The sequence below is a fragment of the Luteimonas sp. S4-F44 genome, assembly GCF_022637415.1.
In the GTDB taxonomy this organism is placed as follows: Bacteria; Pseudomonadota; Gammaproteobacteria; order Xanthomonadales; family Xanthomonadaceae; genus Luteimonas.
In genome coordinates this window covers 2,934,374-2,957,693 of the sequence record NZ_CP093340.1, presented here as the reverse complement: position 1 = coordinate 2,957,693, position 23,320 = coordinate 2,934,374, and the positions used below count along the sequence as shown (strand labels likewise).

At 67.5% G+C, this 23,320-nt stretch carries 24 protein-coding genes, 1 tRNA gene and 1 pseudogene; 20 read left to right on the top strand and 6 right to left on the bottom strand.

What is annotated here, in order from left to right; translation table 11 throughout:
- Nucleotides 1-233 precede the first annotated feature (233 nt).
- On the top strand, nt 234-3,098 hold the full coding sequence (locus MNO14_RS13405; protein ID WP_343226398.1) for a TonB-dependent receptor plug domain-containing protein: 2,865 nt from the start codon (nt 234-236) through the stop codon (nt 3,096-3,098).
- 441 nt (nt 3,099-3,539) lie between these two features.
- Here MNO14_RS13405 and MNO14_RS13400 read toward each other — a convergent pair whose 3' ends face one another.
- Nucleotides 3,540-4,001, bottom strand: coding sequence for a TOBE domain-containing protein (locus MNO14_RS13400; protein ID WP_241944208.1), 462 nt, complete (start codon nt 3,999-4,001; stop codon nt 3,540-3,542).
- Nucleotides 4,002-4,042: 41 nt separating this feature from the next.
- Nucleotides 4,043-4,939, bottom strand: a complete 897-nt coding sequence (locus tag MNO14_RS13395) for a phosphoribosylaminoimidazolesuccinocarboxamide synthase (protein ID WP_241944207.1) — start codon at nt 4,937-4,939, stop codon at nt 4,043-4,045.
- Nucleotides 4,940-5,052: 113 nt separating this feature from the next.
- Here MNO14_RS13395 and MNO14_RS13390 point away from each other — a divergent pair, with 113 nt between their 5' ends.
- The 10 genes and pseudogenes from MNO14_RS13390 to MNO14_RS13345 all read left to right on the top strand — a co-directional run bounded on the left by MNO14_RS13390 (nt 5,053) and on the right by MNO14_RS13345 (nt 13,864).
- Nucleotides 5,053-5,397 carry a J domain-containing protein gene (locus tag MNO14_RS13390; protein WP_241944206.1) on the top strand — a complete coding sequence of 115 codons (345 nt, stop codon included), beginning with the start codon at nt 5,053-5,055 and terminating at the stop codon, nt 5,395-5,397.
- 166 nt (nt 5,398-5,563) lie between these two features.
- On the top strand, nt 5,564-6,247 hold the full coding sequence (rpe, locus tag MNO14_RS13385) for a ribulose-phosphate 3-epimerase (RefSeq protein WP_241944205.1): 684 nt from the start codon (nt 5,564-5,566) through the stop codon (nt 6,245-6,247).
- Nucleotides 6,248-6,252: 5 nt separating this feature from the next.
- On the top strand, nt 6,253-6,729 hold the full coding sequence (rraA, locus tag MNO14_RS13380) for a ribonuclease E activity regulator RraA (RefSeq protein WP_241946346.1): 477 nt from the start codon (nt 6,253-6,255) through the stop codon (nt 6,727-6,729).
- A 236-nt stretch (nt 6,730-6,965) separates the two neighbouring features.
- Entirely contained in the window at nt 6,966-7,925 is a 960-nt protein-coding gene (gene yegS, locus MNO14_RS13375; protein WP_241944204.1) for a lipid kinase YegS, read from the top strand.
- A 112-nt stretch (nt 7,926-8,037) separates the two neighbouring features.
- Nucleotides 8,038-9,522, top strand: coding sequence for an anthranilate synthase component I (gene trpE, locus MNO14_RS13370; protein ID WP_241944203.1), 1,485 nt, complete (start codon nt 8,038-8,040; stop codon nt 9,520-9,522).
- Between the two features lie 41 nt (nt 9,523-9,563).
- Complete coding sequence (locus MNO14_RS13365) at nt 9,564-10,343, top strand: SIMPL domain-containing protein (protein WP_241944202.1); 780 nt, start codon at nt 9,564-9,566, stop codon at nt 10,341-10,343.
- Nucleotides 10,344-10,346: 3 nt separating this feature from the next.
- Nucleotides 10,347-10,925: an aminodeoxychorismate/anthranilate synthase component II gene (locus MNO14_RS13360; RefSeq protein WP_241944201.1), complete on the top strand. Its 579-nt coding sequence runs from the start codon at nt 10,347-10,349 to the stop codon at nt 10,923-10,925.
- A gap of 109 nt (nt 10,926-11,034) precedes the next feature.
- Nucleotides 11,035-12,072 (top strand): anthranilate phosphoribosyltransferase, encoded by a 1,038-nt coding sequence (gene trpD / locus MNO14_RS13355; RefSeq protein ID WP_241944200.1) that lies wholly within the window; start codon nt 11,035-11,037, stop codon nt 12,070-12,072.
- Between the two features lie 79 nt (nt 12,073-12,151).
- Nucleotides 12,152-12,934 (top strand): annotated as a pseudogene (gene trpC, locus MNO14_RS13350) (indole-3-glycerol phosphate synthase TrpC); the annotation flags it as partial.
- A 240-nt stretch (nt 12,935-13,174) separates the two neighbouring features.
- On the top strand, nt 13,175-13,864 hold the full coding sequence (locus MNO14_RS13345) for a haloacid dehalogenase-like hydrolase (protein WP_241946345.1): 690 nt from the start codon (nt 13,175-13,177) through the stop codon (nt 13,862-13,864).
- On the opposite strand, the gene MNO14_RS13340 is transcribed toward MNO14_RS13345, so the two are convergent.
- From MNO14_RS13340 to crp, 3 genes are all read right to left on the bottom strand, one after another.
- Nucleotides 13,850-14,602, bottom strand: a complete 753-nt coding sequence (locus MNO14_RS13340) for a sulfite exporter TauE/SafE family protein (protein ID WP_241944199.1) — start codon at nt 14,600-14,602, stop codon at nt 13,850-13,852. The two genes, MNO14_RS13345 and MNO14_RS13340, sit on opposite strands and share 15 nt — an antisense overlap.
- 61 nt (nt 14,603-14,663) lie before the next feature.
- Nucleotides 14,664-15,137, bottom strand: coding sequence for a GNAT family N-acetyltransferase (locus MNO14_RS13335; RefSeq protein WP_241944198.1), 474 nt, complete (start codon nt 15,135-15,137; stop codon nt 14,664-14,666).
- Between the two features lie 5 nt (nt 15,138-15,142).
- Nucleotides 15,143-15,778, bottom strand: coding sequence for a cAMP-activated global transcriptional regulator CRP (gene crp, locus MNO14_RS13330; RefSeq protein ID WP_241946344.1), 636 nt, complete (start codon nt 15,776-15,778; stop codon nt 15,143-15,145).
- A gap of 189 nt (nt 15,779-15,967) precedes the next feature.
- On the opposite strand from crp, the gene speD reads away from it, so the two are divergent.
- Nucleotides 15,968-16,759: an adenosylmethionine decarboxylase gene (gene speD, locus MNO14_RS13325; RefSeq protein WP_183427679.1), complete on the top strand. Its 792-nt coding sequence runs from the start codon at nt 15,968-15,970 to the stop codon at nt 16,757-16,759.
- Nucleotides 16,760-16,920: 161 nt separating this feature from the next.
- On the opposite strand, the gene coq7 is transcribed toward speD, so the two are convergent.
- Nucleotides 16,921-17,568 carry a 2-polyprenyl-3-methyl-6-methoxy-1,4-benzoquinone monooxygenase gene (coq7, locus tag MNO14_RS13320; RefSeq protein ID WP_241944197.1) on the bottom strand — a complete coding sequence of 216 codons (648 nt, stop codon included), beginning with the start codon at nt 17,566-17,568 and terminating at the stop codon, nt 16,921-16,923.
- A gap of 333 nt (nt 17,569-17,901) precedes the next feature.
- Between coq7 and MNO14_RS13315 the strand changes: the two genes are divergently transcribed.
- From MNO14_RS13315 to maiA, 8 genes are all read left to right on the top strand, one after another.
- Nucleotides 17,902-18,933, top strand: coding sequence for a hypothetical protein (locus MNO14_RS13315; RefSeq protein ID WP_241944196.1), 1,032 nt, complete (start codon nt 17,902-17,904; stop codon nt 18,931-18,933).
- A 79-nt stretch (nt 18,934-19,012) separates the two neighbouring features.
- Complete coding sequence (locus tag MNO14_RS13310) at nt 19,013-19,621, top strand: methyltransferase domain-containing protein (RefSeq protein WP_241944195.1); 609 nt, start codon at nt 19,013-19,015, stop codon at nt 19,619-19,621.
- A 148-nt stretch (nt 19,622-19,769) separates the two neighbouring features.
- Nucleotides 19,770-20,198: a 50S ribosomal protein L13 gene (gene rplM, locus MNO14_RS13305; protein ID WP_183427677.1), complete on the top strand. Its 429-nt coding sequence runs from the start codon at nt 19,770-19,772 to the stop codon at nt 20,196-20,198.
- Nucleotides 20,199-20,201: 3 nt separating this feature from the next.
- Nucleotides 20,202-20,594: a 30S ribosomal protein S9 gene (gene rpsI, locus MNO14_RS13300; protein WP_183427676.1), complete on the top strand. Its 393-nt coding sequence runs from the start codon at nt 20,202-20,204 to the stop codon at nt 20,592-20,594.
- Nucleotides 20,595-20,684: 90 nt separating this feature from the next.
- Nucleotides 20,685-20,759: transfer RNA gene (locus MNO14_RS13295), tRNA-Gln, on the top strand.
- Between the two features lie 106 nt (nt 20,760-20,865).
- Nucleotides 20,866-21,600, top strand: coding sequence for a 2OG-Fe dioxygenase family protein (locus MNO14_RS13290; protein WP_241944194.1), 735 nt, complete (start codon nt 20,866-20,868; stop codon nt 21,598-21,600).
- A gap of 58 nt (nt 21,601-21,658) precedes the next feature.
- Nucleotides 21,659-22,663, top strand: a complete 1,005-nt coding sequence (locus MNO14_RS13285) for a fumarylacetoacetate hydrolase family protein (RefSeq protein ID WP_241944193.1) — start codon at nt 21,659-21,661, stop codon at nt 22,661-22,663.
- Nucleotides 22,660-23,319 carry a maleylacetoacetate isomerase gene (gene maiA, locus MNO14_RS13280; RefSeq protein ID WP_241944192.1) on the top strand — a complete coding sequence of 220 codons (660 nt, stop codon included), beginning with the start codon at nt 22,660-22,662 and terminating at the stop codon, nt 23,317-23,319. Before MNO14_RS13285 ends, maiA begins: the two co-directional genes overlap by 4 nt.
- Nucleotide 23,320: the final 1 nt, after the last annotated feature.

The following is a 23,320-nucleotide window of genomic DNA, read 5'->3' as shown; positions in this document are numbered from 1 at the left end:
CAGGCTCTCTTCTCGTCACGAGCTCTGACCACGTCCGGGCGCGGTCGGTTCAATTATTGTGCGATGCGTCATAATTCGCCAGGTTGCGCAAGGCGATTGTCTTATTCGAGAAAAATTGATGGTAGTTTCGACATCGGTGGCGTTCAGCCGCCAATCGCGAAGGGCCTGTCAAGGGACGCAGGGAGGGGGGCTCCATCGTCCGACCACGTATCACTCGAATGGGGAAAAACGAGATGTCGAATCGCGCCATTTCCGCGCGGCGCCACCGTCTTTCGGTAGCGCTCGCAACTGCAGTGTGCTGTGCAACCAGCATATCAGCGGCCGCTCAAGACACCACATCCGCGCCAGCCACCTCGCCCGCCACGTTGGACGCGGTGATTGTGACCGGTACGCGCATCCGTAGTCAGACGATGACGGCCGCCAGCCCGGTTGCCGAGATCCAGGGCGAGGAGTTCCGCTACACCGGCGCGACCAAAGTCGAAGATCTCGTCAATCAGTACCCGCAATTGGGGTTTACGAGCGGCTTCGATAACTTCCAGAACAACCCATCTCAGGGGTACGCGACCGCGTCATTGCGCGATCTCGGTGCCCAGCGCACGCTGTCGCTGGTGAACGGACGCCGTATTCCAAAAGGGCTGGGAGAGACGCCGGATCTGAGCATCATTCCCTCGGCCCTTGTGCGTCGCGTCGATGTCCTTTCGGGAGGTGCATCGGCAGTTTACGGATCGGACGCAGTTGCAGGCGTGGTCAACTTCGTGCTGGACGACGATTTCGAGGGGGTCAACGTCAATGTGGGGTACTCGGCGTTCCAGCACAAGAACGAAAACCACTACATGCGTGGCCTCATGGATGAGGTGGGGTACGACTATCCAACCGGAGGCTCCGGCTTCGACGGTATCTCGCAGAACATCGACCTGTCGATCGGCGGGCGCTTCGGCGAAGGCGGTCATGCGATCGCCTGGGCGACGTGGCGTGAGAACAAGGCACTGTTACAGGGCGATCGAGATTACTCCTCCTGCGCTCTGAACGATTCCGGTACCGCCTGCGGCGGGTCGAGCGGCGCCGATCCAGCGAACTTTACAGTGCTCGCGCCATCGCTTCCTGGAGGCAACATTCAGGCCCACCTAGGTCCGGGTAGTGCCTGGCAACCCGGATTCGGGGCGCTCTACAACTACGCGCCGGTGAATTACTACCAGCGTCCGGATACACGATATACGGCCGGTACGCGTATCAAGTACGAGGTCAACGAACACGTACAGCCATACTTGGAAGCGATGTTCGTCAACCGTCGAAGCGCCACCCAGATTGCGCCGAGCGGCACGTTCAACACAGATGTCGACGTTGCTTGCGATAATGCGATCATCGGCACGTTGTGCAGTGATCTGGGCATCACCGACGATGCAATCACTGTGCTGGTCAACAAGCGCAACGTGGAAGGTGGTCCACGCGCGACCAACCAGGAAACGACGAGTTATCGCATCACGGCTGGCCTGGGCGGCGCGATCAACGAAGACTGGACCTACGATGCATCGTTTACCTACAACCGAAGCTCGGTGAAGGACGAAAGCATCAACGACTTCGTCACCGATCGCGTACGGTCCGCTTTGCTCGGCTGCCCACCCGGATCGTTCAGCGGTTGCACGTTCTACAACGTGTGGCAGGACGCGGTGACCGAAGAGGCGGCGAAAGCGCTTCAGGGCGTTGGCATCGTCAACTACGTGACCTCAATGAAGGTGTTCAACGCCTACGCGTCCGGCGATCTCGGGGTCGGCCTGCCGTGGGCGAACCAGCCGATCAGCTTGGTGCTGGGCTACGAGCGCCGGCAGGAGACTTATGAACGCACCCCCGATTCCAATATGGCCACCAATAATTTCACCGGCCTCGGAGGGCCCACCACAGCGGTGGCTGGCGATCTGACTGTCGACGAGTTCTTTCTAGAAAGCGCGGTGCCTTTGCTATCGGATACCGGTTCGCTCGACGGTCTCGATCTGGAGTTGGGCTATCGCTACTCCGACTACAGCACATCCGGTGGCGTGAACACTTGGAAGGCCGGCCTGGGCGCGAAGTTTGCCGATGGTCGCTTCCTGTTGCGCACGGGCTGGAACCGGGCGATCCGGGCTGCCGGCATTACCGAACTCTACGAGAACCAGAGTATCGGTCTGTGGGGCGGTTCAGATCCCTGCGCGGGATCGGCGCCCACCTGGAACGCCGAGCAGTGCGCGTTGACCGGAGTGGCGCCGAGTCAGTATGGCTTCGTGCCAGACAATCCCGCAGGCCAGTACAACCTTCTTGGAGGCGGTAATCTCAATCTTGATCCGGAAACCGCGGATACGTGGACAATCGGGTTTGCTGCAGCGCCTATCGAGGGTTTGAACTTGAGCCTCGACTACTATCGGATCGAGCTCAAAGACGCCATCACAAGCATTGGGCCTTCGGTCATTTTGGACCTGTGCGCGCGCGGTCAGGCCGAGATGTGCGGGCTCGTCCGTCGCGATCCGAGGACCGGTGATCTGTGGTTGGGTAGCGATCCCGAAAGCTCGGGACTGGTCGTCGATACTCTGGGCAATTTCGGTAGCTTCGACTTCAGCGGCATCGATCTCACGGCTTCCTACGCCTGGCCGATCGGCCCCGGACGACTGACCACCTCGCTGGTCGGTACCTACCTACTGGAGCAGACCAAGCAGCCGGTCGCCGAGGACGCGTCCACGGCCTACGACTGTGCTGGTCGCGTCAACGAGGCCTGCAATGCGCCCGAGTGGCGCCATGTGGCAAGCGCCAGGTATGCGTTCGATCGCTACGGAGTAGGGCTGCGCTGGCGCTATGTGGGTGGGTTGGACTATGTCAACAACGACGGCACGTCGGGAACGACCGATGAGATCCTGGTCAATCGCGGCAATGGGCTGGGTAGCTACAATTACATCGATCTGAGCGGGTCGGTGGAACTGTGGGACGTTGCGACGTGGACGGTGGGCGTCAACAACGTGTTCGACAAGGAGCCGCCGCTGGTCGGCGGTACCTTGGTGCTGAATGGCAATTCGCTGGGCGGCTACGACCAGGCGGGACGTTTCTTCTTCACCAGCCTGAGCTTCCGCTTCTAAATGCCGGGGTCGGCGGCGGGCGGGTGTCCGCCGTCGACCCTCGGTCCTGCCTGCTGCGCGGGGTGTCGACTGCAAAACGGCCCTATGGTCATGTGCGGGGCGTGGGTGGAAATCGGCGGACGCCGGTGCCAGATATCGAATGGAAAGCAGCACGGGCGGTGCGGGGCAAGGAGCGCCCGATGCGCTGCGGTGATGATGCCAGCGCTAGGCCTTGGAGCGGATGGCCGCGCTGCAGCGCGGCGTTGGGATACGGATCGCGTTGGCCCAGCAATCGCTAGATATTCTCGCGACGTAAGAATTCGGCGCAGGTGCACTTCTTCGTGCCCGCGGTCGGGGCGGTTGGGGTCGGCGCGAGCGCCTGATCCAAGGCTTTCGCTGCAGAAAGCCTGGGCCGGGCTGCCTGCACCGAGCTCAGCGGCGGTGCGATTCTGTCCTTCGACGTCAACGCAACCGGCGGGCGCGCAGCGAGACGCCGGCTGGGGTGTACAGCATGAAACCGCCCATCGCGCCCTTTCGGATCGACACTGCTTCCCCCGGTGTCAGCGGGCCGCGTGCGGTCGCCTCGGTCAATGCCCAGACTTGACCGTTGTCTAGGGCGACCGTTCTTCGGTTCCCGAGGTAGTCCACCGCCACCACGCGCGCCTCAATGCGTTCCGACGTCGAGTCACCGTCGCGAGGTGGCGGCGGGAGACCGAACGTCTCGACGCGCATAGCCTCCGCCGGGACGGCGCCGAAGGCCGGAGGGAAGGCTCGGTCGTAGCACGCCAGCCGCGCGACAGCGTCGGTGACGTGGCTGCAGTTGGAATCGGGTGGTGGCGACGAAGATGTAACCGGGCCAGCAGCCGTTGCCGCTGAGGCACAGAGCGAGAGCAGCCAGCCGGCCGCCAGGACATCGGTACGCATGATCTCCGATCCCCTTTGGGAACATCCAGCATAGCGCGCCGTCAGTCGACGGCGATGCCCGCCAGTCGATGCAGGGCCTCGGCGTAGCGTGCACGGGTGCGCGCGATGACTTCGGCCGGCAGGCGCGGCCCCGGCGCGGTCTTGTTCCAGTCCAGCGTTTCCAGATAATCGCGCACGATCTGCTTGTCGTAACTCGGCGGGCTGGTGCCGACCTGGTACTCGTCCGCCGGCCAGTAGCGCGACGAGTCCGGGGTGAGCATCTCGTCCATCACGTACAGGCGGCCGTCGGCGTCAGTACCGAACTCGAACTTGGTGTCGGCCAGGATGATGCCGCGCTCGGCCGCATGCGTGGCGGCATGCGCGTACAGGCGCAGCGTCGCGTCGCGGACCTGTTCGGCGAGATCGGCACCGATGTGGCGCACCATCGTGTCGAAGTCGATGTTCTCGTCGTGGTCGCCGACCGCGGCCTTCGTCGACGGGGTGAAGATCGGCTGCGGCAGCTGTTCAGCCTGGCGCAGGTCCCCCGGCAACGCGATGCCGCTGACCCGACCGGTGCGCTGGTAGTCCTTCCAGCCGCTGCCGATCAGGTAGCCGCGGGCGATCGCCTCGACCGGCACCGGCTTGAGCTTCTTCGTCACGACCGCGCGCTGCGCATAGAGCGCCGGATCAACCCCCGCGGGCAGCACGCTGGCCACGTCCACGCCGGTCAGGTGGTTGGGCATCAGCGCGGCGGTCTGCTCGAACCAGAAATTGCTGATCTGGCACAGCATCTCGCCCTTGCCGGGAATCGGGTCGGGCAGCACGACGTCGAACGCGCTCAGGCGGTCGGTGGCGACGATCAGCAGCCGCTCCTCGCCGAGCTCGAACACGTCGCGGACCTTGCCGCGGTGGCGCAGGTGGAGGCCGGGCAGGTTCGCTTCGAGCAGGGTCGTCGACACAGGGTGGTCCGGGTTGCGTCGCAAAACGGTCGGCAAGTGTAGTGCGAACGCGGTCGCGGTGCAGGAGGGGCTCGCAACCGCCCGCGCGGCGGCGAACCGCTACACTGCCGGCCATGCAACGCTGGTACGGAAAACTGCTGGGCTTCATCGCCGGATGGCTGCTGCTGCGCCACCCGGCGGGCGGCGTGATCGGGCTGGTGATCGGGCATGCGTTCGATGCGGGCTGGCTGGCGCCGCGCCAGCAGAAGGACTATGGGGTGTTCGGCCTGTCCCCGGACGCGACCCAGACTGAGATCGATCAGGCCTATCGCCGGCTGATCTCGCAGTACCATCCCGATCGCGTGGCCGGCGCGGCGCCGGAGTTGCGCGCCCAGGCCGAGTCGCGTGCCGCTGAGCTCAATGCCGCCTACGACCGGCTGCGCCGCGGCCGCGACGGTCGCAAGCGCCCCCGGCGCTGAGGCGCGCGGCGCACGCGCAGCGTCGGTGAGCGCAGCGACCGCGCCGTCCTTAGGCGCGGCCCTCGAGTCCGGACGCCGGTGCCCGGCGAGCAGTCGGGCGTGCGCCGCCGCGTAGAATGGCGGCTTGCGGCCCCCGCCGCGTCCTCCCGCCGCCCCGGAGCCATCCATGCAGCCCGCCGTCATCGCGCCCTCGATCCTGTCCGCCAACTTCGCCCGACTCGGCGAGGAGGTCGACGCCGTGCTCGCTGCCGGTGCCGACTGGGTGCACTTTGACGTGATGGACAACCATTACGTGCCGAATCTGACGATCGGGCCGCTGGTGTGCGAGGCGCTGCGTAAGCACGGCGTGACCGCGCCGATCGACGTACACCTGATGGTCGAGCCGGTCGACCGCATCGTGCCGGACTTCGCCCGCGCCGGCGCGACGCTGATCAGCTTCCATCCCGAGGCCAGCCGCCATGTGCACCGCACGATCCAACTGATCCGCGCCGAGGGCTGCCAGGCCGGCCTGGTGTTGAATCCGGCGACGCCGGTCGAGGTGCTCGACTACGTGCTTGAGGACCTGGACATGGTGCTGCTGATGTCGGTCAATCCGGGTTTCGGCGGCCAGGCGTTCATCCCCTCGACGCTCGACAAGCTGCGCCGCGTGCGCAAGCGCATCGATGCCACCGGCAAGCCGATCCGGCTGGAGATCGACGGCGGCGTCAAGCCCGACAACATCGGCCAGATCGCTGCGGCCGGTGCCGACACCTTCGTCGCCGGCTCGGCGATCTTCGGCCAATCCGACTACCGCGCGGTGGTCGAGGCGATGCGCGCGCAGATCGCACGCGCGACTACGGTGCGCGCGTGAGCGACGTGATCTCCACCTGCGACCTGTGTGACGCGCACCCCGACGCGGTGCGCGTGCTCGATCTCCCGCTGCGGGATTTCGGTGGGCGCCGCGCGTTCGCAGGCCGCATCAGCACGGTGCGCGCGCTGGAAGACAACTCGCGGGTGAAAGAGGCGGTCGCCGAACCGGGCGAGGGGCGCGTGTTGGTGATCGACGGCGGCGGTTCGACCCGCCGCTCGATGCTCGGCGACCTGCTGGCCGCGCAGGCGGTCGCCAACGGCTGGGCCGGCGTGATCGTGCATGGCGCGATCCGCGACAGCGCGGTGATCGCCGGCATGGACCTCGGCGTCAAGGCGCTGGGGACCGTGCCGCTGAAGACCGACCGCCAGAATCAGGGCCTGCGCGATGTGCCGGTGACCTTTGGTGGCGTGACCCTTCTGGCGGGTGAGTGGCTCGCCGCGGACGCCGATGGCGTGATCGTCGCCGCGCAGCCGCTGCTGTAGGCGCGGTTCATCGCCGTCACCACAGAAGAAGGCCGCATCTCGCGATGCGGCCTTCCGGAAGATTGGAGGCTGATCCTGCCTCCGCCCGTCGTCCCTGCTATGGCCTCCCATGCTCCGGGCGTTCAATGACAGCGTCATGACGGCGCGCGAGCGGACAGCGTGAGGGGCGTTTAACAGCGCGCGCCGCGCACTCCGCTACGCTGCGCCCCCTCTCCCTCTCCCTCGTCCCGTACCCCATGCCTGCTCCGTCCTGGTGTCTGATCCTCAACGGCAAATCGGCGGGGGTGGAGGCGGTGCGCGAGGCGGTCGCGGCGATGCGCGGTCGCGGCGTCGCGCTGGCGGTCCGGGTGACCTGGGAGGCGGGCGACGCCGCGCGCTTCGTCGACGAAGCGTTGGCCGACGGCGTCCAGACGCTGATCGCCGGCGGCGGCGATGGCACGGTCAATGCGGTGGTTTCCGCGCTCGCCGCGCGCCCGGAAGCGGCCGATGCGCTGCCGTCGCTGGGCGTATTGCCGCTGGGCACCGCCAACGACTTCGCGACCGCGGCGCAACTTCCCATCGTCCCGCACGACGCCCTCGCCCTGGTCGCCGAGCAGCCCCCGCACCCGGTCGACGTGCTGCGCGTGGCTGCCGACGACGCCGTGCTGTGGTGCGCGAATCTGGCCTCGGGGGGCTTCGGCACCCAGGTGACGGTGGAGACGCGCGACGCCCTCAAGCGCGTGCTCGGCGGGTTGGCCTACTTCGTGACCGGGCTGTCGCGGATGGGCCGGATCGAGCCGATCCAGGTGCGCGTGCACGGTCCCGAGTTCGTCTGGGCTGGCGGGTTGGTCGCGCTGGGCATCGGCAACGGCCGTCAGGCCGGCGGCGGGCAGGCGCTGTGTCCCGATGCCTGGATCGACGACGGCATGATCGATCTGACGATCGTGCCCGAACTCGAGGGCGAAGTCGTCACGACGCTGCGCACCGCGCTGGTCGAGGGCAAGGTCGCCGCGCTCGATCAGGTGGCGGTCCGTCGCCGGCTGCCGCGGCTGGTCGTCGAAGCGGACGCGCCGCTCACGCTCAACCTCGATGGCGAACCGCATGCCTCGCGGCGCTTCGCGGTCGAATGCGTCGCCGGCCGGATCCGCATGCACTTGCCCGAGGACTGCCCGTTGCGCGGCGCCGGGACAGTCGCGTCGACGGGAGCGACTCGCTAGAGTAGCGGGATGCGCGTTCCCGCTGCCCCGCACCTGTGGATCCTCGGCATCGACCGGCGATGGCGGCGTTCTGCCGCCGTGTCCGCCCGCCCGTTGCCCGAGGAAATGCCGCGTGATCTCGCAGTCCCAGTTCCAGCAGTACGCCGCTGACGGCCACACACGCATTCCGGTGGTGCGCGAGGTGCTGTCCGACCTCGACACGCCGCTGTCGGTCTACCTCAAACTGGCCGACGGTCCACACACCTACCTGTTCGAATCGGTCGAGGGCGGCGAGCGCTTCGGTCGACATTCGATCATCGGACTACCGGCCGAACGGGTATACGCCTTCCACGGCCATACGCTGACTGTTCGCGAGCACGGCGAGACAATCGAGACGCGGGAGGTCGCCGATCCGTTCGCCGAGGTCGAGCGTCTGCGCGCCGCGCACTCGGTCCCGCGGGTCGACGGCCTGCCGGGCTTCGCCGGCGGCCTGGTCGGCTGGTTCGGCTTCGAATGCATCGAGTACATCGAGCCGCGCCTGCGCGATGCGGCGCGCGCCGATGTGCGTGACGAACTGGGCACGCCCGACATCCTGCTGATGCTCAGCACCGAGGTCGCGGTGTTCGACAACCTCAAGGGCCGGTTGTACCTGATCGTGCATGCCGACCCGCGCGAGCCCCAGGCCTGGGCGCGCGCCAACCGTCGGCTCGACGCGCTCAGCCACCGGCTGCGCCAGGGCGGGGCGGGGTATCCAGAAACCCTGCAGCCGGCGGCGTTGGACGAGTCGGACTTCGTGTCCGGCTTCACCCGCGAGGGCTTCATCGACGCGGTGGCCCGGGTCAAGGATTACATCGCCGCCGGCGACGCCTTCCAGGTCGTGCTGTCGCAACGCATGTCGGTGCCGTTCCAGGCACGCCCGGTGGACGTCTACCGAGCGCTGCGCGCGCTCAACCCATCGCCGTATATGTACTTCCTCGATGTCGGCGGGACCCAGGTCGTGGGCTCGTCGCCGGAGATCCTGGTGCGCCTGCAGGGCGATGCGGTCACCGTGCGCCCGATCGCCGGGACGCGCCCGCGCGGGGCGACCCCGGCGCAGGACCAGGCGCTGGAGGCCGAACTGCTTGCCGACCCCAAGGAGCGCGCCGAGCACCTGATGCTGATCGACCTGGGCCGCAACGACGTCGGGCACGTCTCGGCACCGGGCACGGTCGAGGTCGGAGAGCGCTTCGTCATCGAGCGCTACAGCCACGTCATGCATATCGTCAGCGAGGTCACCGGTCGACTGAAGGCCGGGCTGAGCTACGCCGACGTGCTGCGCGCGACGTTTCCGGCCGGCACGGTCAGCGGCGCGCCGAAGGTGCGCGCGCTGGAGATCGTCCGCAGCCTCGAACCGGTCAAGCGCAACGTCTACTCGGGCGCGGTCGGCTACATCGGCTGGCACGGCGATGCCGACACCGCGATCGCGATCCGTACCGCGGTGATCCAGGACGGTCGTCTGTACGTGCAGGCGGGGGCGGGCATCGTGTACGACTCCGACCCTGACATGGAATGGGCCGAGACGATGAACAAGGGCCGCGCGTTGTTCCGCGCGGTGGCGCAGGCGGCGAAGGGGCTGTGACCCGCTTAGCGGGTTTCCGACGAGGATCTAAGGAGACGACCATGACAAGGGCTTGGGGAAGCGGATGTGCGGCTCTGCTGTTGGCGTTGTGCGCGCCGTTGGCGACGGCGCAGGTCAACGCACTGCCGTCGCTGCCGCACCTGCTGGTCAAGGGGGATGCGACCCGGGACGTGGTGCCGGACCGTTTCACGGTCTCGATCACGCTCAGTGCACTGGACATGCAGCCCGAAGTCGCGCGCGAGCGTGTGCAGGCGAATCTGGGCGCCCTGCTGACCGTGCTGAAATCGGGCGGGGCGATCGCCGAATCGATCGACGCCAGCACGTTCTCGGTGCAGCCCGAGCACGACTACGAATCGCAAAGGCGTGTATATCGCGGTATCCGCGCGACACGCGTATTGCGGGTGACGTTTCCAAACGCCGAGGATACGCGCGCGTTTCTCGCGAAGCTGCCTGCCGGTGAAGACGTGCAATTGGGCGGTATCGAGCCGACGTTCTCCGGTGAAGCCGCGCTGCGCGGTGAGCTTAAGGCCGAGGCCATGCGCCGAACCCGCGAGACCGCGGCGCTGTTGGCGACGAGCTACGGCGCGCGTCTCGGTTCCCTGTACAGCGTGTCCGACGTGGCCCCGAGCTTCGCTTACGGCATCCAGGCCGGCCAATGGCCGTCGACGCGCGGCGGCACACCTCCGCCGCCTGCGGCGAGTCCCGCTGCCGTATTTGAGCGCGTCCAGGTCACCGGCAGCCGTATCACCCCCGAAAGCCTCGCGGTCGGCACCGTCACGATCGCCGAACACCTGTACGCCATCTTCCTGCTCGCGGACTGACCCATGCTGTTGATGCTCGACAACTACGACAGCTTCACCTGGAACCTCGTGCAGTACCTGCAGGCGCTCGGCGCCGAAGTCCGGGTGGAGCGCAACGATGCATTGACGGTCGAGCAGATCGAGCGACTCGCGCCCGAGCGGATCGTGATCTCGCCCGGTCCGTGCACGCCGAACGAGGCGGGCGTGTCGCTGGCGGTGATCGAGCGCCTCGGCGCGACGGTGCCGATCCTGGGCGTGTGCCTGGGTCATCAGGCGCTCGGCCAGGCCTACGGCGGCCGGGTGGTCCGCGCTGGCCGGATCATGCACGGCAAGACCTCGCCGATCCGACACGAAGGCCGCGGTGTGTTCGCCGGGCTGCCCGATGGCTTCGATGCCACGCGCTACCACTCCCTGGTCGTCGAGCGCGCATCGCTGCCCGAGTGCCTGGAGGTCACCGCCTGGACCGAGCACGACGACGGCACGGTGGAGGAGATCATGGGCCTGCGCCATCGCACGCATCCGGTCGAGGGCGTGCAGTTCCACCCCGAGTCGATCCTCACCGAACACGGCCATGCCCTGCTGAAGAACTTCCTGGCGCGCTGAGCGGGGCGCCGGAGGAGTGCTGATTCCGACGCGCCATCCGATCTCGGGGCCCGGCGCAGGGATCGGCGACAATCTGCAGCGTCAGCCTGCGCCAGGAGTCCACGTCGCGATGCCCATCACCCCCCACGAAGCCCTGCAACGCACGATCGAGCACCGCGAGATCTTCCGCGACGAGATGGTCGAGCTGATGCGCCAGATCATGCGCGGCGAGGTCTCGCCGCTGATGACGGCGGCGATCCTCTCGGGGCTGCGGGTCAAGAAGGAGACCGTCGACGAGATCGCGGGCGCGGCGCAGGTCATGCGCGAGTTCGCACTGCCAGTACCGGTTGCCGAGGACGACCGCGTGCAACTGGTCGACATCGTCGGCACCGGCGGCGACGGTGCGCATACGTTCAACATCTCCACGGCGAGCATGTTCGTGGTCGCCGCGGCCGGTGCCAAGGTCGCCAAGCACGGCAACCGCAGCGTGTCGTCGAAATCCGGCAGCGCCGACGTGCTCGAGGCGCTGGGCGCGCGCATCGACCTGCAGCCCGACGCGGTCGCCAACTGCATCGCGCGCACCGGCATCGGTTTCATGTTCGCGCCGGTGCACCACCCGGCGATGCAGGTCGTCGCCCCGGTGCGACGCGAGATGGGCGTGCGCACGATTTTCAACATCCTCGGTCCGCTGACCAATCCGGCCAGCGCGCCGAACATCCTGATGGGGGTGTTCCATCCCGACCTGGTCGGCATCCAGGTCCGCGTGCTGCGGGAACTGGGCGCCGAACGCGCGCTGGTGGTCTGGGGCCGCGACGGCATGGATGAGATCTCGCTGGGCGCCGGCACCCTGGTGGGCGAGCTGCGCGACGGGCAGGTGCACGAGTACGAGATCCATCCCGAGGACTTCGGTATCGCGATGGCGGCCAGCCGCAACCTGCGTGTCGCCGACGCGGCCGAATCGAAGGCGCTGCTGCTGGCCGCACTGGACGACACGCCGGGACTGGCGCGCGACATCGTCTGCCTCAATGCCGGCGCGGCGCTGTATGTCGCCGACGTGGCCGACTCGATCGCCGATGGCGTCGCGCGCGCGCGCAAGGCGATCGCCGACGGCCGCGCGCGCGCGCGGCTCGACGCCTTCGTGGCAGCGACCAACGGCCGGGTCCATTGATCGAGCCCGGCGCCCGGCGGGGGCGGCGTCACCTGCGGTATCTTGGGCGGCCCTGTCCGTCCGCCGCGGTTCTACGATCTTGAACGACGTCCTGCAGCGCATCGTCGCGCGCAAACACGAAGAAGTCGCCGCGCGCCGCGCGGCCTGCCCGCTGGCCGAGATCGCCGCGCGCGCGGCCGATGCCGGCCCGGTCCGCGGGTTCGCCGCGGCGATCGAGACCAGGATCGCGGCAGGCGATGCGGCGGTGATCGCCGAGGTCAAGAAGGCCAGCCCCTCGAAGGGGGTGATCCGCCCGGACTTCCGCCCCGCCGACATCGCCCGCAGCTACGCGGCCGGCGGCGCGGCCTGCCTGTCGGTGCTGACCGATATCGACTTCTTCCAGGGCGCCGACGACTACCTGGCGCAGGCGCGCGCCGCCTGCGCGCTGCCGGTGCTGCGCAAGGATTTCATCGTCGACCCCTGGCAGGTCCACGAGTCGCGCGCGCTTGGCGCCGACTGCATCCTGCTGATCGTCGCCGCGCTCGACGACCGTGCGCTGGTCGAGCTGGCCGGGCTGGCGATGTCGCTGGACCTCGACGTGCTGGTCGAGGTGCACGACATCGACGAGCTCGAACGCGCGCTGCAGGTGCCGTCGCCGCTGCTGGGCATCAACAACCGCAGTCTGCGCAGCTTCGAGGTCTCGCTCGATACCACGCTGTCGCTGCAGGGCGCGGTGCCGCGCGATCGGCGCCTGGTCACCGAGAGCGGCATTCATACGCCCGACGATGTCGCGCGGATGCGCGCGGCGGGCATCGACGCCTTCCTGGTCGGCGAAGCCTTCATGCGCGCGCCCGACCCGGGCGCCGCGCTCAGTGCCTTGTTCTCATCTGCCTTGCCGGCGCCCGAGGTCATCGCGCCGCCGCAGCAGGCGCCGGATGAAGCGGACGCGCCACGCGCGCCGCTGACCGCGGTGATCGTCGAGGCCAGCGATCCGGCCCGGGCCTCGCCCGCGGACGCGCCTGCCAACAATGCCGCACCGACGCTGGCTGGGCTGCTGACGCCAGCGGCCGCCACGGCTGGCGAGCCTGCCACCAATGCAGAGACAGCCGCTGCGGCGCGCACCGTGGTCTTCGACTTCGACCACACGCTCTACGACGGCGATTCGGGCACCCACCTGTTCGGCTGGCTGATCCGCCGCAGCCCCTGGCGCACGGCGTTGGCGCTGCTGGCCACGCCGTTGCTCGGACCGATGATCGCCTGTCTGCCGACCCGCCGTTACGGCATCTCCGGTTATGCCTGGATCGGCACCGTGGGCTTGAACAGTCGCGGGTCGCTGGATCGCCTGATCGATCTCTATGTCGCCCGTCACGCCGACCAGATCCGCCCGCGGCTGCTGCCGGCGGCACTCGACGTGCTGCACGGCCACCGCGAGGCCGGCGACCGCGTGGTCGTGGCGACCGGTGCGCCGCCCCAACTGGCGCGCGCGATCCTGGCCTTCGTCGCCCACGAGACCGTACCGGTGATCGGCACCGCGGTCGGCCCCAAACTCGGCGCGGTCGTGGCCACGCGCCACTGTCACGCCGAGGAGAAGATGCGCATGCTGCGCGAGCGCGGCTATGGCGACATCGACATCGCCTATTCCGATTCGAGCGCGGACCTGCCCCTGCTCAAGGCGGCGGCGCGCCCGGTGGTGGTCAACCCGAAGGCGGGCGCGGTGGCGATGTTCCGGCGCGTGTTGCCGGCCGGCACGCCCATCCTCAACTGGGGATGCCGCGACCGCGCCGGCACCCCGGCGGACTCAGCCGGGCAGTAGCGACCGGCCGATCTGGTAGAGGCTGATCGCCATCACCAGCACGCCCACCGCCAGCAGCACCCAGCGCTCGCGGACGTGGCGCACGAACAGCGCCGCCAGCGGCGCGGCGACCATGCCGCCGACCAGCAGGCCCAGCACCACGTCCAGGTGCTGCAGGCCGATGGTCAGGAAGAACGTGACCGAGATCGACAACGTGACCAGGAACTCGGCGGCATTGACGGTGCCGATGGTTGTGCGCGCCGTGCCGCCGCGCGCGAGCAGTGTCGAGGTCGCGACCGGACCCCAGCCGCCGCCGCCGGTGGCGTCGAGCAGGCCGGCCACGAAGCCGAGCAACGGCACCCGCTGCACCTCGCGCCGGGGCAACATCCGGCCCACCGCGCGCAGCAGGATCAGCACCGAGAGCACCAGCAGGTAGGCATAGATGAACGGCCGCACCACGTCGCCCGGCAACCGGGTCAGCACATAGGCGCCGAGTACACCGCCGACCATGCCCGGGATCGCCAGGCGGAAGAACAGCCGCCGGTCGACGTTGCGCATCGCCAGGTGCGACACGCCCGAGGCGCCGGTGGTGAATACCTCGGCGGTGTGCACGCTGGCGCTCACCGCCGCTGGCGGCACGCCCATGCTTAGCAGCACCGAGGACGACACCAGGCCAAAGGCCATGCCCAGCGCGCCGTCAATCAGCTGCGCGGCCAGGCCGACCAGCACAAAGAGCAGGAATTGGTCGCCGAGCGTCATGTGCGGTCCGTTGCGAGGGTCGGCCACAGCATACGGCGCGCGAAGGACGCGCCGTCGGCGATCAGGCGTCGCCGAGCCGCTTGATGAAGCGCAAGGTGCCGTCGGAGAAGCCGCAGGCCCGGTAGAACGCATGCGCATCGGTGCGCTGCGAGCCGCTGGTCAGTTCTAGCCGCGCTGCACCGCCGAAGCGCGCGCGGCGCTCGGCTTCCTTCAGCAACTGGCGGCCCAGGCCCTGGCCCTTCGCGGTGTCGGTGACCACCAGCGCGGTGATCCTGCAGGTGGTGGTGCCCAGCGGCAGGTAGTACATGAAGTCCAGTGCGACCAGCCCGCAGACGCGGCCGCCGCTGCGCGCGACCACCAGCGCCTGGCGATCATTGGCGGTGATGGCCAGGATGCGCTCGCGCGCCTCGTCCACGCCGCAGGGATAGCCCAGCTCCGAGAGCAGGGCGGCGACGTCGTCGGCGTCGATGGCCGACGCGCTGCGCAGATCGGCGTCGGGCAGATCGCCCCGAGGTGCGAAATGTCCGGTGCTCATGGCCTCTACCGGGTCCCGAACAGCACGATGGTCTTGCCCCGGGCGGTCAGCTTGCCATCGGCCTGCAGCTTCTTGAGCACCCGGCCCGCCATCTCGCGCGAGCACCCGACCAGCCGGGCCAGCTCCTGCCGCGAGATCCGCAACTGGGTGCCCTGCGGGTGGCTCATCGCGTCCGGCTCCCGGGTCAGGTCGTGCAGCGTGCGCACGATGCGGTCGGTGACGTCCAGGAACGCCAGCCGGCCGGCCTTGCGGCTGGTGTCGAGCAGCCGGCGCGAGAGCTGTGCGCCGATCGCATACATGATCGAGGTCGCGTCCCCGGCCAGCGAGGTCTCGAACAGCTGATAGAGCCGCTCGTAGCTGATCTCGGCCAGTTCGCACTGGGTCCGGGTGCGCAGGATGACCTCGCGCACGTCCGACTCGATGAACAGGCCCATCTCGCCGACCATCTCGCCCGGCCCGAAGTACCCCAGCACCAGTTCGCGGCCGTCGTCCTCCTCGGTGATGATGCTGACCGAGCCGCTGACCACGTAGTACAGCGTGCCCGCCGGATCGCCGGGGCGGAACACTTCGCTGCGCGGCGGATAGCGGCGGCGGTGGCAGTGGGCGAGGAAGCGTTCGATGGCCGCCGCCGACGGTGACATCGGGTGCGGCGTACGGACATGGGAATTGATCAGGGCCACGGGGTCGGAGGGCATGAGGCGTCGCAGCGGGGAATGCCGAAGAGTAGGCGGTCGGCCCGTTGGGGGCAAACCACCGCGTGCCGAGGTCGCGAGTGGGCCCCGGTTTGCCGCATAATTGCCGTTTCGCCCAACCCCCGAGGGTCGACCGCTGTGGTCAAACCGCTCCCGCGCCTGAAGCTCCAGGGTTTCAACAACCTGACCAAGGCCCTGTCGTTCAACATCTACGACGTGTGCTACGCCTCGTCCGAGGACGAGCGCCAGCGCTATATCGCCTACATCGACGAAGTCTACAACGCCGACCGGCTGACGCAGATCCTGACCGACGTCGCGGAGATCATCGGCGCGAACATCCTGCACGTCGCCCGCCAGGACTACGAGCCCCAGGGCGCGTCGGTGACGATCCTGATCTCCGAGGAACCGGTGATCGATCGCAAGGACGCCAAGGGCGTGATCTCCGATGCGGTGGTCGCGCACCTGGACAAGTCGCACATCACCGTCCACACCTATCCCGAGACCCACCCCGACAACGGCATCGCGACCTTCCGGGCCGATATCGATGTGGCGACGTGCGGCGTGATCTCGCCGCTCAAGGCGCTCAACTACCTGATCGAGAGCCTCGAGTCGGACATCGTGGTCATGGACTACCGCGTGCGCGGCTTCACCCGCGACGTGAAGGGCAAGAAGCACTACATCGACCACAAGATCAATTCGATCCAGGACTACCTGGCCAAGAACATCAAGTCGCGCTACGACGCGCTCGATGTGAATGTCTACCAGGAGAACATCTTCCACACGAAGATGCACCTCAAGGACTTCGACCTCGACCAGTACCTGTTCGAGGAGAAGGCGCGCAACCTCTCATTCAAGGACCGGATGAAGATCGAGGCGCGCCTCAAGCGCGAGATCGAAGAGCTCTATCACGGGCGCAACCTCGTCGATTGACGCAGGCGCCGTGATTGGCGGCGCATGATTCGAAAAACGGCTTCGCGTGATGCGGGGCCGTTTTCCGTTTGGAGCGCTCGGCGATCCGATGGGCGTTTGGCCGTTGCCGGACGCCTGCCGCGTCGCATTGCCCGCTACCGATCGCCCGTCACGGCGAGGGACTACAGCCGGTACGCCACCGTCTTCATCACCGACGAGGCGGCCGACATCAGCGAGGGGATTGGCCAGGGCAGCGCGCGGGCGCCGGCCAGTTCGGCGTGGTCGGCATGCCGGGCCTCGTCCTCCTTCATCTGGCGCAGGATGTCACGGCTGCGCGCATCGGCCGGCGGCAACGTCTCCAGGTGCTCGTCCAGATGTGCCTCGACCTGGCGTTCGGTCTCGACCACGAAGCCGAGGTTCCAGCCGTCGCCACGCAGCCCGGCCAGCACGCCGAGCGCGTAGCTGCCGCCGTACCACAGCGGATTGAACACGCTGGGCCGGCTGTCGAGTTCGCGCAGGCGCTGCGCGCACCAGGCCAGGTGGTCGGTTTCCTCCTGCGCGGCCTCGAGCAGGTGGTGGCGGGTGTCGGGCTCTCGGGCGACCGCGGCCTGCCCGAAATACAGCCCCTGGGCGCAGACTTCGCCGACATGGTTGATGCGCATCAGACCGGCCGCATGGCGGCGCTCGTTCGGGTCGAGCACGACGTCGGGGGTGTCGGCCGCCGGATTGGGCCGGGCGGCGCGCGGATTGCCGAAGACCGTCTCCAGCGCGCGCTGGGTTTCGACCAGGACCTGGTCGAGCGGGCCGAATCGTGGCCGGACGTGGGGCATCGCGATGTTCCTATGGCGGGGCGCACGGCCATTGTCGCGATTGGACGCTGCTTCGCCAATCGCGATGTCACACGCTCGTCAACTACCGCTCGATGGCAGCCAGTGCCTTCCAGCGTGGGCCATCTTCTGAACGCCCCGCGTGTGGGATTCGATCCGCGAACGCGGTCCAGATTCGACCTCGATGTCGGACTTGTACGTACTTCGGTCGCAGATTTTGAATCCTGAATCCGAAATTAACGAATTATCACGCCGTCTTCACGGCGTAGCAGCGAATGCTCCGTTGCTATCTGAACGATAGCTCTGCAAGGCCACCCAAAGGAGAGGGCATTCAACATGAAAGTGAACCATAAGCAGAACACGATCCTGGCTGCCGGAGTTGCAGTGTGTCTCGCAGCTGTCATCACGTTCGCGTACGCGAACGAGAAACGAGCGCCAACGCAGGACTCTCAGCGTGCCAGATATGCAACAGAGATCTCAAAACGCTGGGGCCCCCAGATCGAACGACGCTATGGAATGACGTCGGGAGAATGGACGGAACAGATGATGGGCACATTCGCATCCGCAGACGTAGGCAACCTGCAGCGCGCCGCGTCCGCGAGCACGTTCGACGCGATGACCGGTGCCCTGTTCGGGGGAAGCTCCGCCGCAAACCTTCCCGGCAACCGCCCGCTCCAGATCGGCGACACGGAGAACGATCTGGTCTTCACCCCGTTACCGCCTTGTCGAATTCTCGACACTCGCCAGGCGGGTGGCATGCTGACCGGGAACACGACGCGAAGCTTCCGGGGGTGGACCTCGAACGACTTCATCTCGCAGGGCGGCTCGGCGACCAACTGCGGCATTCCCGAAAACGCCTCCGTGCTGTTGGCCAACGTTGTCGCGGTCGACACCGCGCAGTCCGTCGGCTACATGACGCTCTACCCATCCAATACCAACCAGCCCAATGCGGCGACCATCAATTTTGTTGGCTCCGATATTGCCAATCAGATCTCCCTGAAGCTTTGCCGGCCTGGTTGCGCGAATCAGTTCACCGCGTTCAGCACGTCCAATACGCACCTGGTCGTGGACGTCTACGGGTACTACATGGAGCCCGTGGCGACTCCGATCGATTGCGTCGTCCAAACGCAGACCGGCAACCTGCTCAACCTCAATCTGGTCAACGTGACCTCGACATGTCCTGCGGGCTACACTGCGACCGGAGGCGGCTGCGGCGGGCCCATTGGGCTGACCGTCGCCTCGTCCGGACCGGCCGTTAATGACGCTGGGCACCCGACCGGTTGGAGGTGCGGGCTCACGACCTCCCTCATCGGCGGTCTGTTCGGCTACCGCGTCGATGCAACGTGCTGCCGGGTTCCCGGCCGCTGAAATACCTCCGAAAGCGCGGGCATTGCCCGCGCTTTCGGGTCTGGGAGAGACAAGTTTGCATTTAAGTTCGATGAGACACATGCGCGACCTGGTGTCCCGCTATGTGCCGCGTTCACAGCCGCGGCGAGTGCTGGACATCGGGAGCTACGATGTCAACGGCAGCTACAAGGAAGTGTTCGACGATCCGGTCTGGTCCTATGTCGGCGCCGATCTCGAGCAGGGCCCCAACGTCGACGTCGTGCTCGAGTCCCCTTATCGACTGCCGTTCGCGAGCGGGTCGTTCGACATTCTGGTGTCAGGCCAGGCGATCGAACACATGGATTTCTTCTGGCTGAGTTGGCTGGAGATGGTGCGAGTCGTCGCGCCTGGCGGAATGATCTTCCTGCTGGCGCCATCGAGAGGGCCAGAACATCGCTACCCCGTGGACTGCTGGCGCTTCTACCCGGATGGGTTCGAGGCATTGGCGCGCTGGGGGGGCACCGATGTGGTCGAGATCACGACCGATTGGGCGCCTGATGCCGACGCCGACAGTGCGGTGTGGGGCGATACCGTCGGTGTGTTTCGGGTCACGAAACAGCCGTTGTCACATCGTGTCGCGCGTGGCGTCATTGCAGGACTTTCGAGGCGACTCATCGCAAAACCCGCCTCAGGGGGGCATGCCGGGCACGACCTGGCCGGCCAGGGCTGATCTGCCAGGACTGCCTGCCAGTTGCGCGCCCCTTGCCGGCCGCGCTATGATCCCGCTTCTTTGCTGCACCGTACACAACGCGAGGCGAAGTTCCGCCGGCCACCGGCGCAATCAGCCCGACCAGTCACCGACCGAGTACCAACCCGTCATGAAGACTTTCACCGCCAAGTCCGAGACCGTCCAGCGCGACTGGTATCTCGTCGACGCCACCGGCAAGACGCTGGGCCGCCTGAGCGCGGAAATCGCTCACCGCCTGCGCGGCAAGCACAAGCCTGTCTACACCCCGCATGTCGATACCGGCGACTACATCGTCGTGATCAACGCCGAGAAGATTGCGGTGACCGGCAAGAAGATGACCGACAAGCTCTATCACCGTTTCACGGGCTACATCGGCAACCTCAAGACCGAATCGCTGGGCCAGGCGCTCGAGCGCCATCCCGAACGCGTGATCGAGATCGCCGTCAAGGGCATGCTGCCGAAGAACACGCTCGGCCGTGCCATGTACCGCAAGCTCAAGGTGTACAAGGGTGCCGAGCATCCGCACGCCGCCCAGCAGCCGCAGCCCCTGGAACTCTAAGTCATGGCTATCACCCAGAATTACGGCACCGGCCGTCGCAAGTCCTCCGTCGCCCGCGTGTTCCTGCGCAAGGGCAGCGGCAAGATCACCGTCAACGACCGTCCGCTCGACGAGTTCTTCGGCCGCGAGACCGCGCGCATGATCGTGCGCCAGCCGCTCGAGCTGACCCAAAACACCGAGACCTTCGACGTCGTCGTCACCGCCACCGGCGGCGGTACCACCGGCCAGGCCGGTGCGATCCGCCTGGGCATTGCGCGCGCGCTGGTCGAGTACGACGAAACGCTGAAGACCGAACTGCGCAAGGCCGGGTTCATGACCCGCGACGCGCGCGAAGTCGAGCGCAAGAAGGTCGGTCTGCACAAGGCACGCCGCGCCACGCAGTTCTCCAAGCGCTGATCGCGCGGGTTCGGATTCACGCGCGATGCGTGGATCCGGCATCGCCGGGACTTGCGATTGTTTGCGGTTTCAGCGGTACAATAGCGACATAGCCCCGTCGCCAAGCGGTAAGGCACCTGACTCTGACTCAGGCATTCGGTGGTTCGAATCCATCCGGGGCTGCCATCTACGAAAGAGCCCGCCGAAAGGCGGGCTTTTTTTGCGTGGAAAGTGCGCGCCGGCATCGAGCGAACCTCGCCCGCAGGCCGGCGCCACGCCCTAGAATCCGCCGATGCACAGCCCGCTTCCTCCATTGTCCGACGCCGCGCGTGCGGTTGCCGATCTCAAGGCCCATGGTTTCGCGGTGCTGGCGCCCGATGCGCTGTCGGCGCTGTGCGATGTCGCGATCGCCGATCTCCAATCGCTGCGAACAGACTGGGACGCACTGCCGCCCGACGGCTATCTGCGCGACGGCGGGCGCTATCGCCGGCGCCGCCATGCCTGCTACGTGCAGCACGGCGACCAACTCGTCGCGGCGGCGCGACGCGCGCACTGGCAATCGGAGGACTACAACGCGCTGCACGGCGGCATGCACCGCTGGTTCGACCCGGTCGCCGCGGCCACGGCGGCGGCGCCGGTGTGGACGACGCTGATCGCCGGGCTCGGCGCGGTGTTCGGCCAGGTCCGCGCGCGTCGGCCCTGGTATGTGGAAGCGCACCAGTTCCGTATCGACACGACCGATGGCATTGGGCGGCCCACGCCTGAAGGCGCGCATCGCGACGGCGTGGATTTCGTCGCCGTGCTGCTCGTCGCGCGCGAGGGCATCAAGGGCGGCGAAACCCGCGTCTTCGACGCCGACGGCCCCAGCGGCCAACGCTTCACGCTCACCCGGCCCTGGTCGGCCTTGCTGCTCGACGATCACCGCGTCATCCACGAATCGACGCCGATCCAGCCGGTCGACGGTGCCGGCCATCGCGATACCCTGGTGCTGACCTATCGCAGTGGCGCGTTCCAGGGCGAGGACTGATCGCGGCCCGGCATTTGGTTACAATCGAAACGAATAGCCGACGCCAACCGGAGTTGCCATGAAGCTGGGTTCACTGAAGGAGGGCGGCCGCGACGGCACCCTGATCGTCGTCTCGCGCGATCTGGCCACGGCCGTGCGCGCCACCGGCGTGGCGGCGACGCTGCAACAGGCACTCGACGACTGGTCGAACGCCGCGCCTCGGCTCAATGCGCTCTACGAATCGCTCAACGCCGGCGATGCCGATGGCGTCTTCGATCTCGATGTCGCCCGGCTCGCCGCGCCGCTGCCGCGCGCCTACGAGTTCGTCGACGGCAGCGCCTACCTGCCACACGTCGAGCGGGTGCGGCGCGCGCGTGGCGCCGAGGTGCCCGAGAGCTTCTACACCGACCCGCTGATGTACCAGGCGACCAGCGCCGGGTTCTACGGCCCGCGCGACACGATCAAGGTGACCAGCGAGGACTCCGGGATCGACTTGGAAGCGGAGATCGTCGTGGTCACCGACGATGTGCCGATGGCCGTGACGCCGGCCCAGGCGGCCGGCCACATCCAGCTCGTCGGCCTGGTCAACGATGTCAGCCTGCGCAACCTGATCCCCGGCGAGCTCGCCAAGGGCTTCGGCTTCCTGCAGTCCAAACCGAGGTCGGCACTGAGCCCGGTATTCGTGACGCCGGACGAACTGGGCGAGGCCTGGCGCGACCACAAACTGCACCTGCCGCTGGTGACCCACGTCAACGGCGACTGGTTCGGCGCGCCGGAAGCCGGCGTGGACATGCAGTTCGACTTCGCGCAGCTGGTGGCCCACGCGGCCAGGACGCGGCCGCTGACCGCCGGCACGATCGTCGGTTCGGGCACCATCGCCAATGCCGACACCAGCAAGGGCGCCTCGTGCTTCGCCGAGCGCCGCGTCGTGGAAACGCTCGAGCATGGCGCGCCGACGACGCCGTTTTTGTCGTTCGGCGACACCGTGCGCATCGAGATGCTCGATGCGTCGGGGGCGAGCATCTTCGGTGCGATCGAGCAGGTCGTCGAGCGCTATGTGCCCGACGCGGATACGGACGCGTGACCGACACTGGGTTGACGCTGTACGGCTACTGGCGTTCGAGCGCTGCGTACCGCGTGCGCATCGCGCTGCACCTCAAAGCGCTGGCGTTTGCGTCGGTGCCGGTGCATCTGCTGCGCGACGGCGGCGAGCAACATGCGCCCCCGCACGCGGCGCGCAATCCCCAGCAGTTGGTGCCGGTGCTGCGGCATGGCGAGCGCATGCTGACCCAGTCGCTGGCGATCATCGAATACCTCGACGAGGTCTTCCCGTCGTCGCCGCTGCTGCCGTCCGATCCGATCGCGCGCCATCGTGCAAGGGCGCTCGCGCAACTGGTGGCCTGCGACATCCATCCGCTGGGCAACCTGCGCGTGCTGCAGTTCCTGGAGCGCGAGTGGGAGATCGATCCGGCGGGGCGCGCGCGCTGGATCGAGCGCTGGGTCGCCGACGGCCTCGCGGCGTTCGAGACCCTGCTGGGCGAGGCGCCCGACGCGGGCAGGTTCTGCGTCGGCGACGCGCCCGGGCTCGCTGATTGCGCGCTGGTCCCGCAGCTCTATAACGCCCGCCGTTTCGGTGTCGAGCTCGCGCCGTACCCGCGCATCCTTGCGATCGAGGCGGCTTGCCTGGCGATGCCGGCCTTCGCTGCCGCGCGGCCCGAGGCCCAGCCCGACGCTGCCTGAA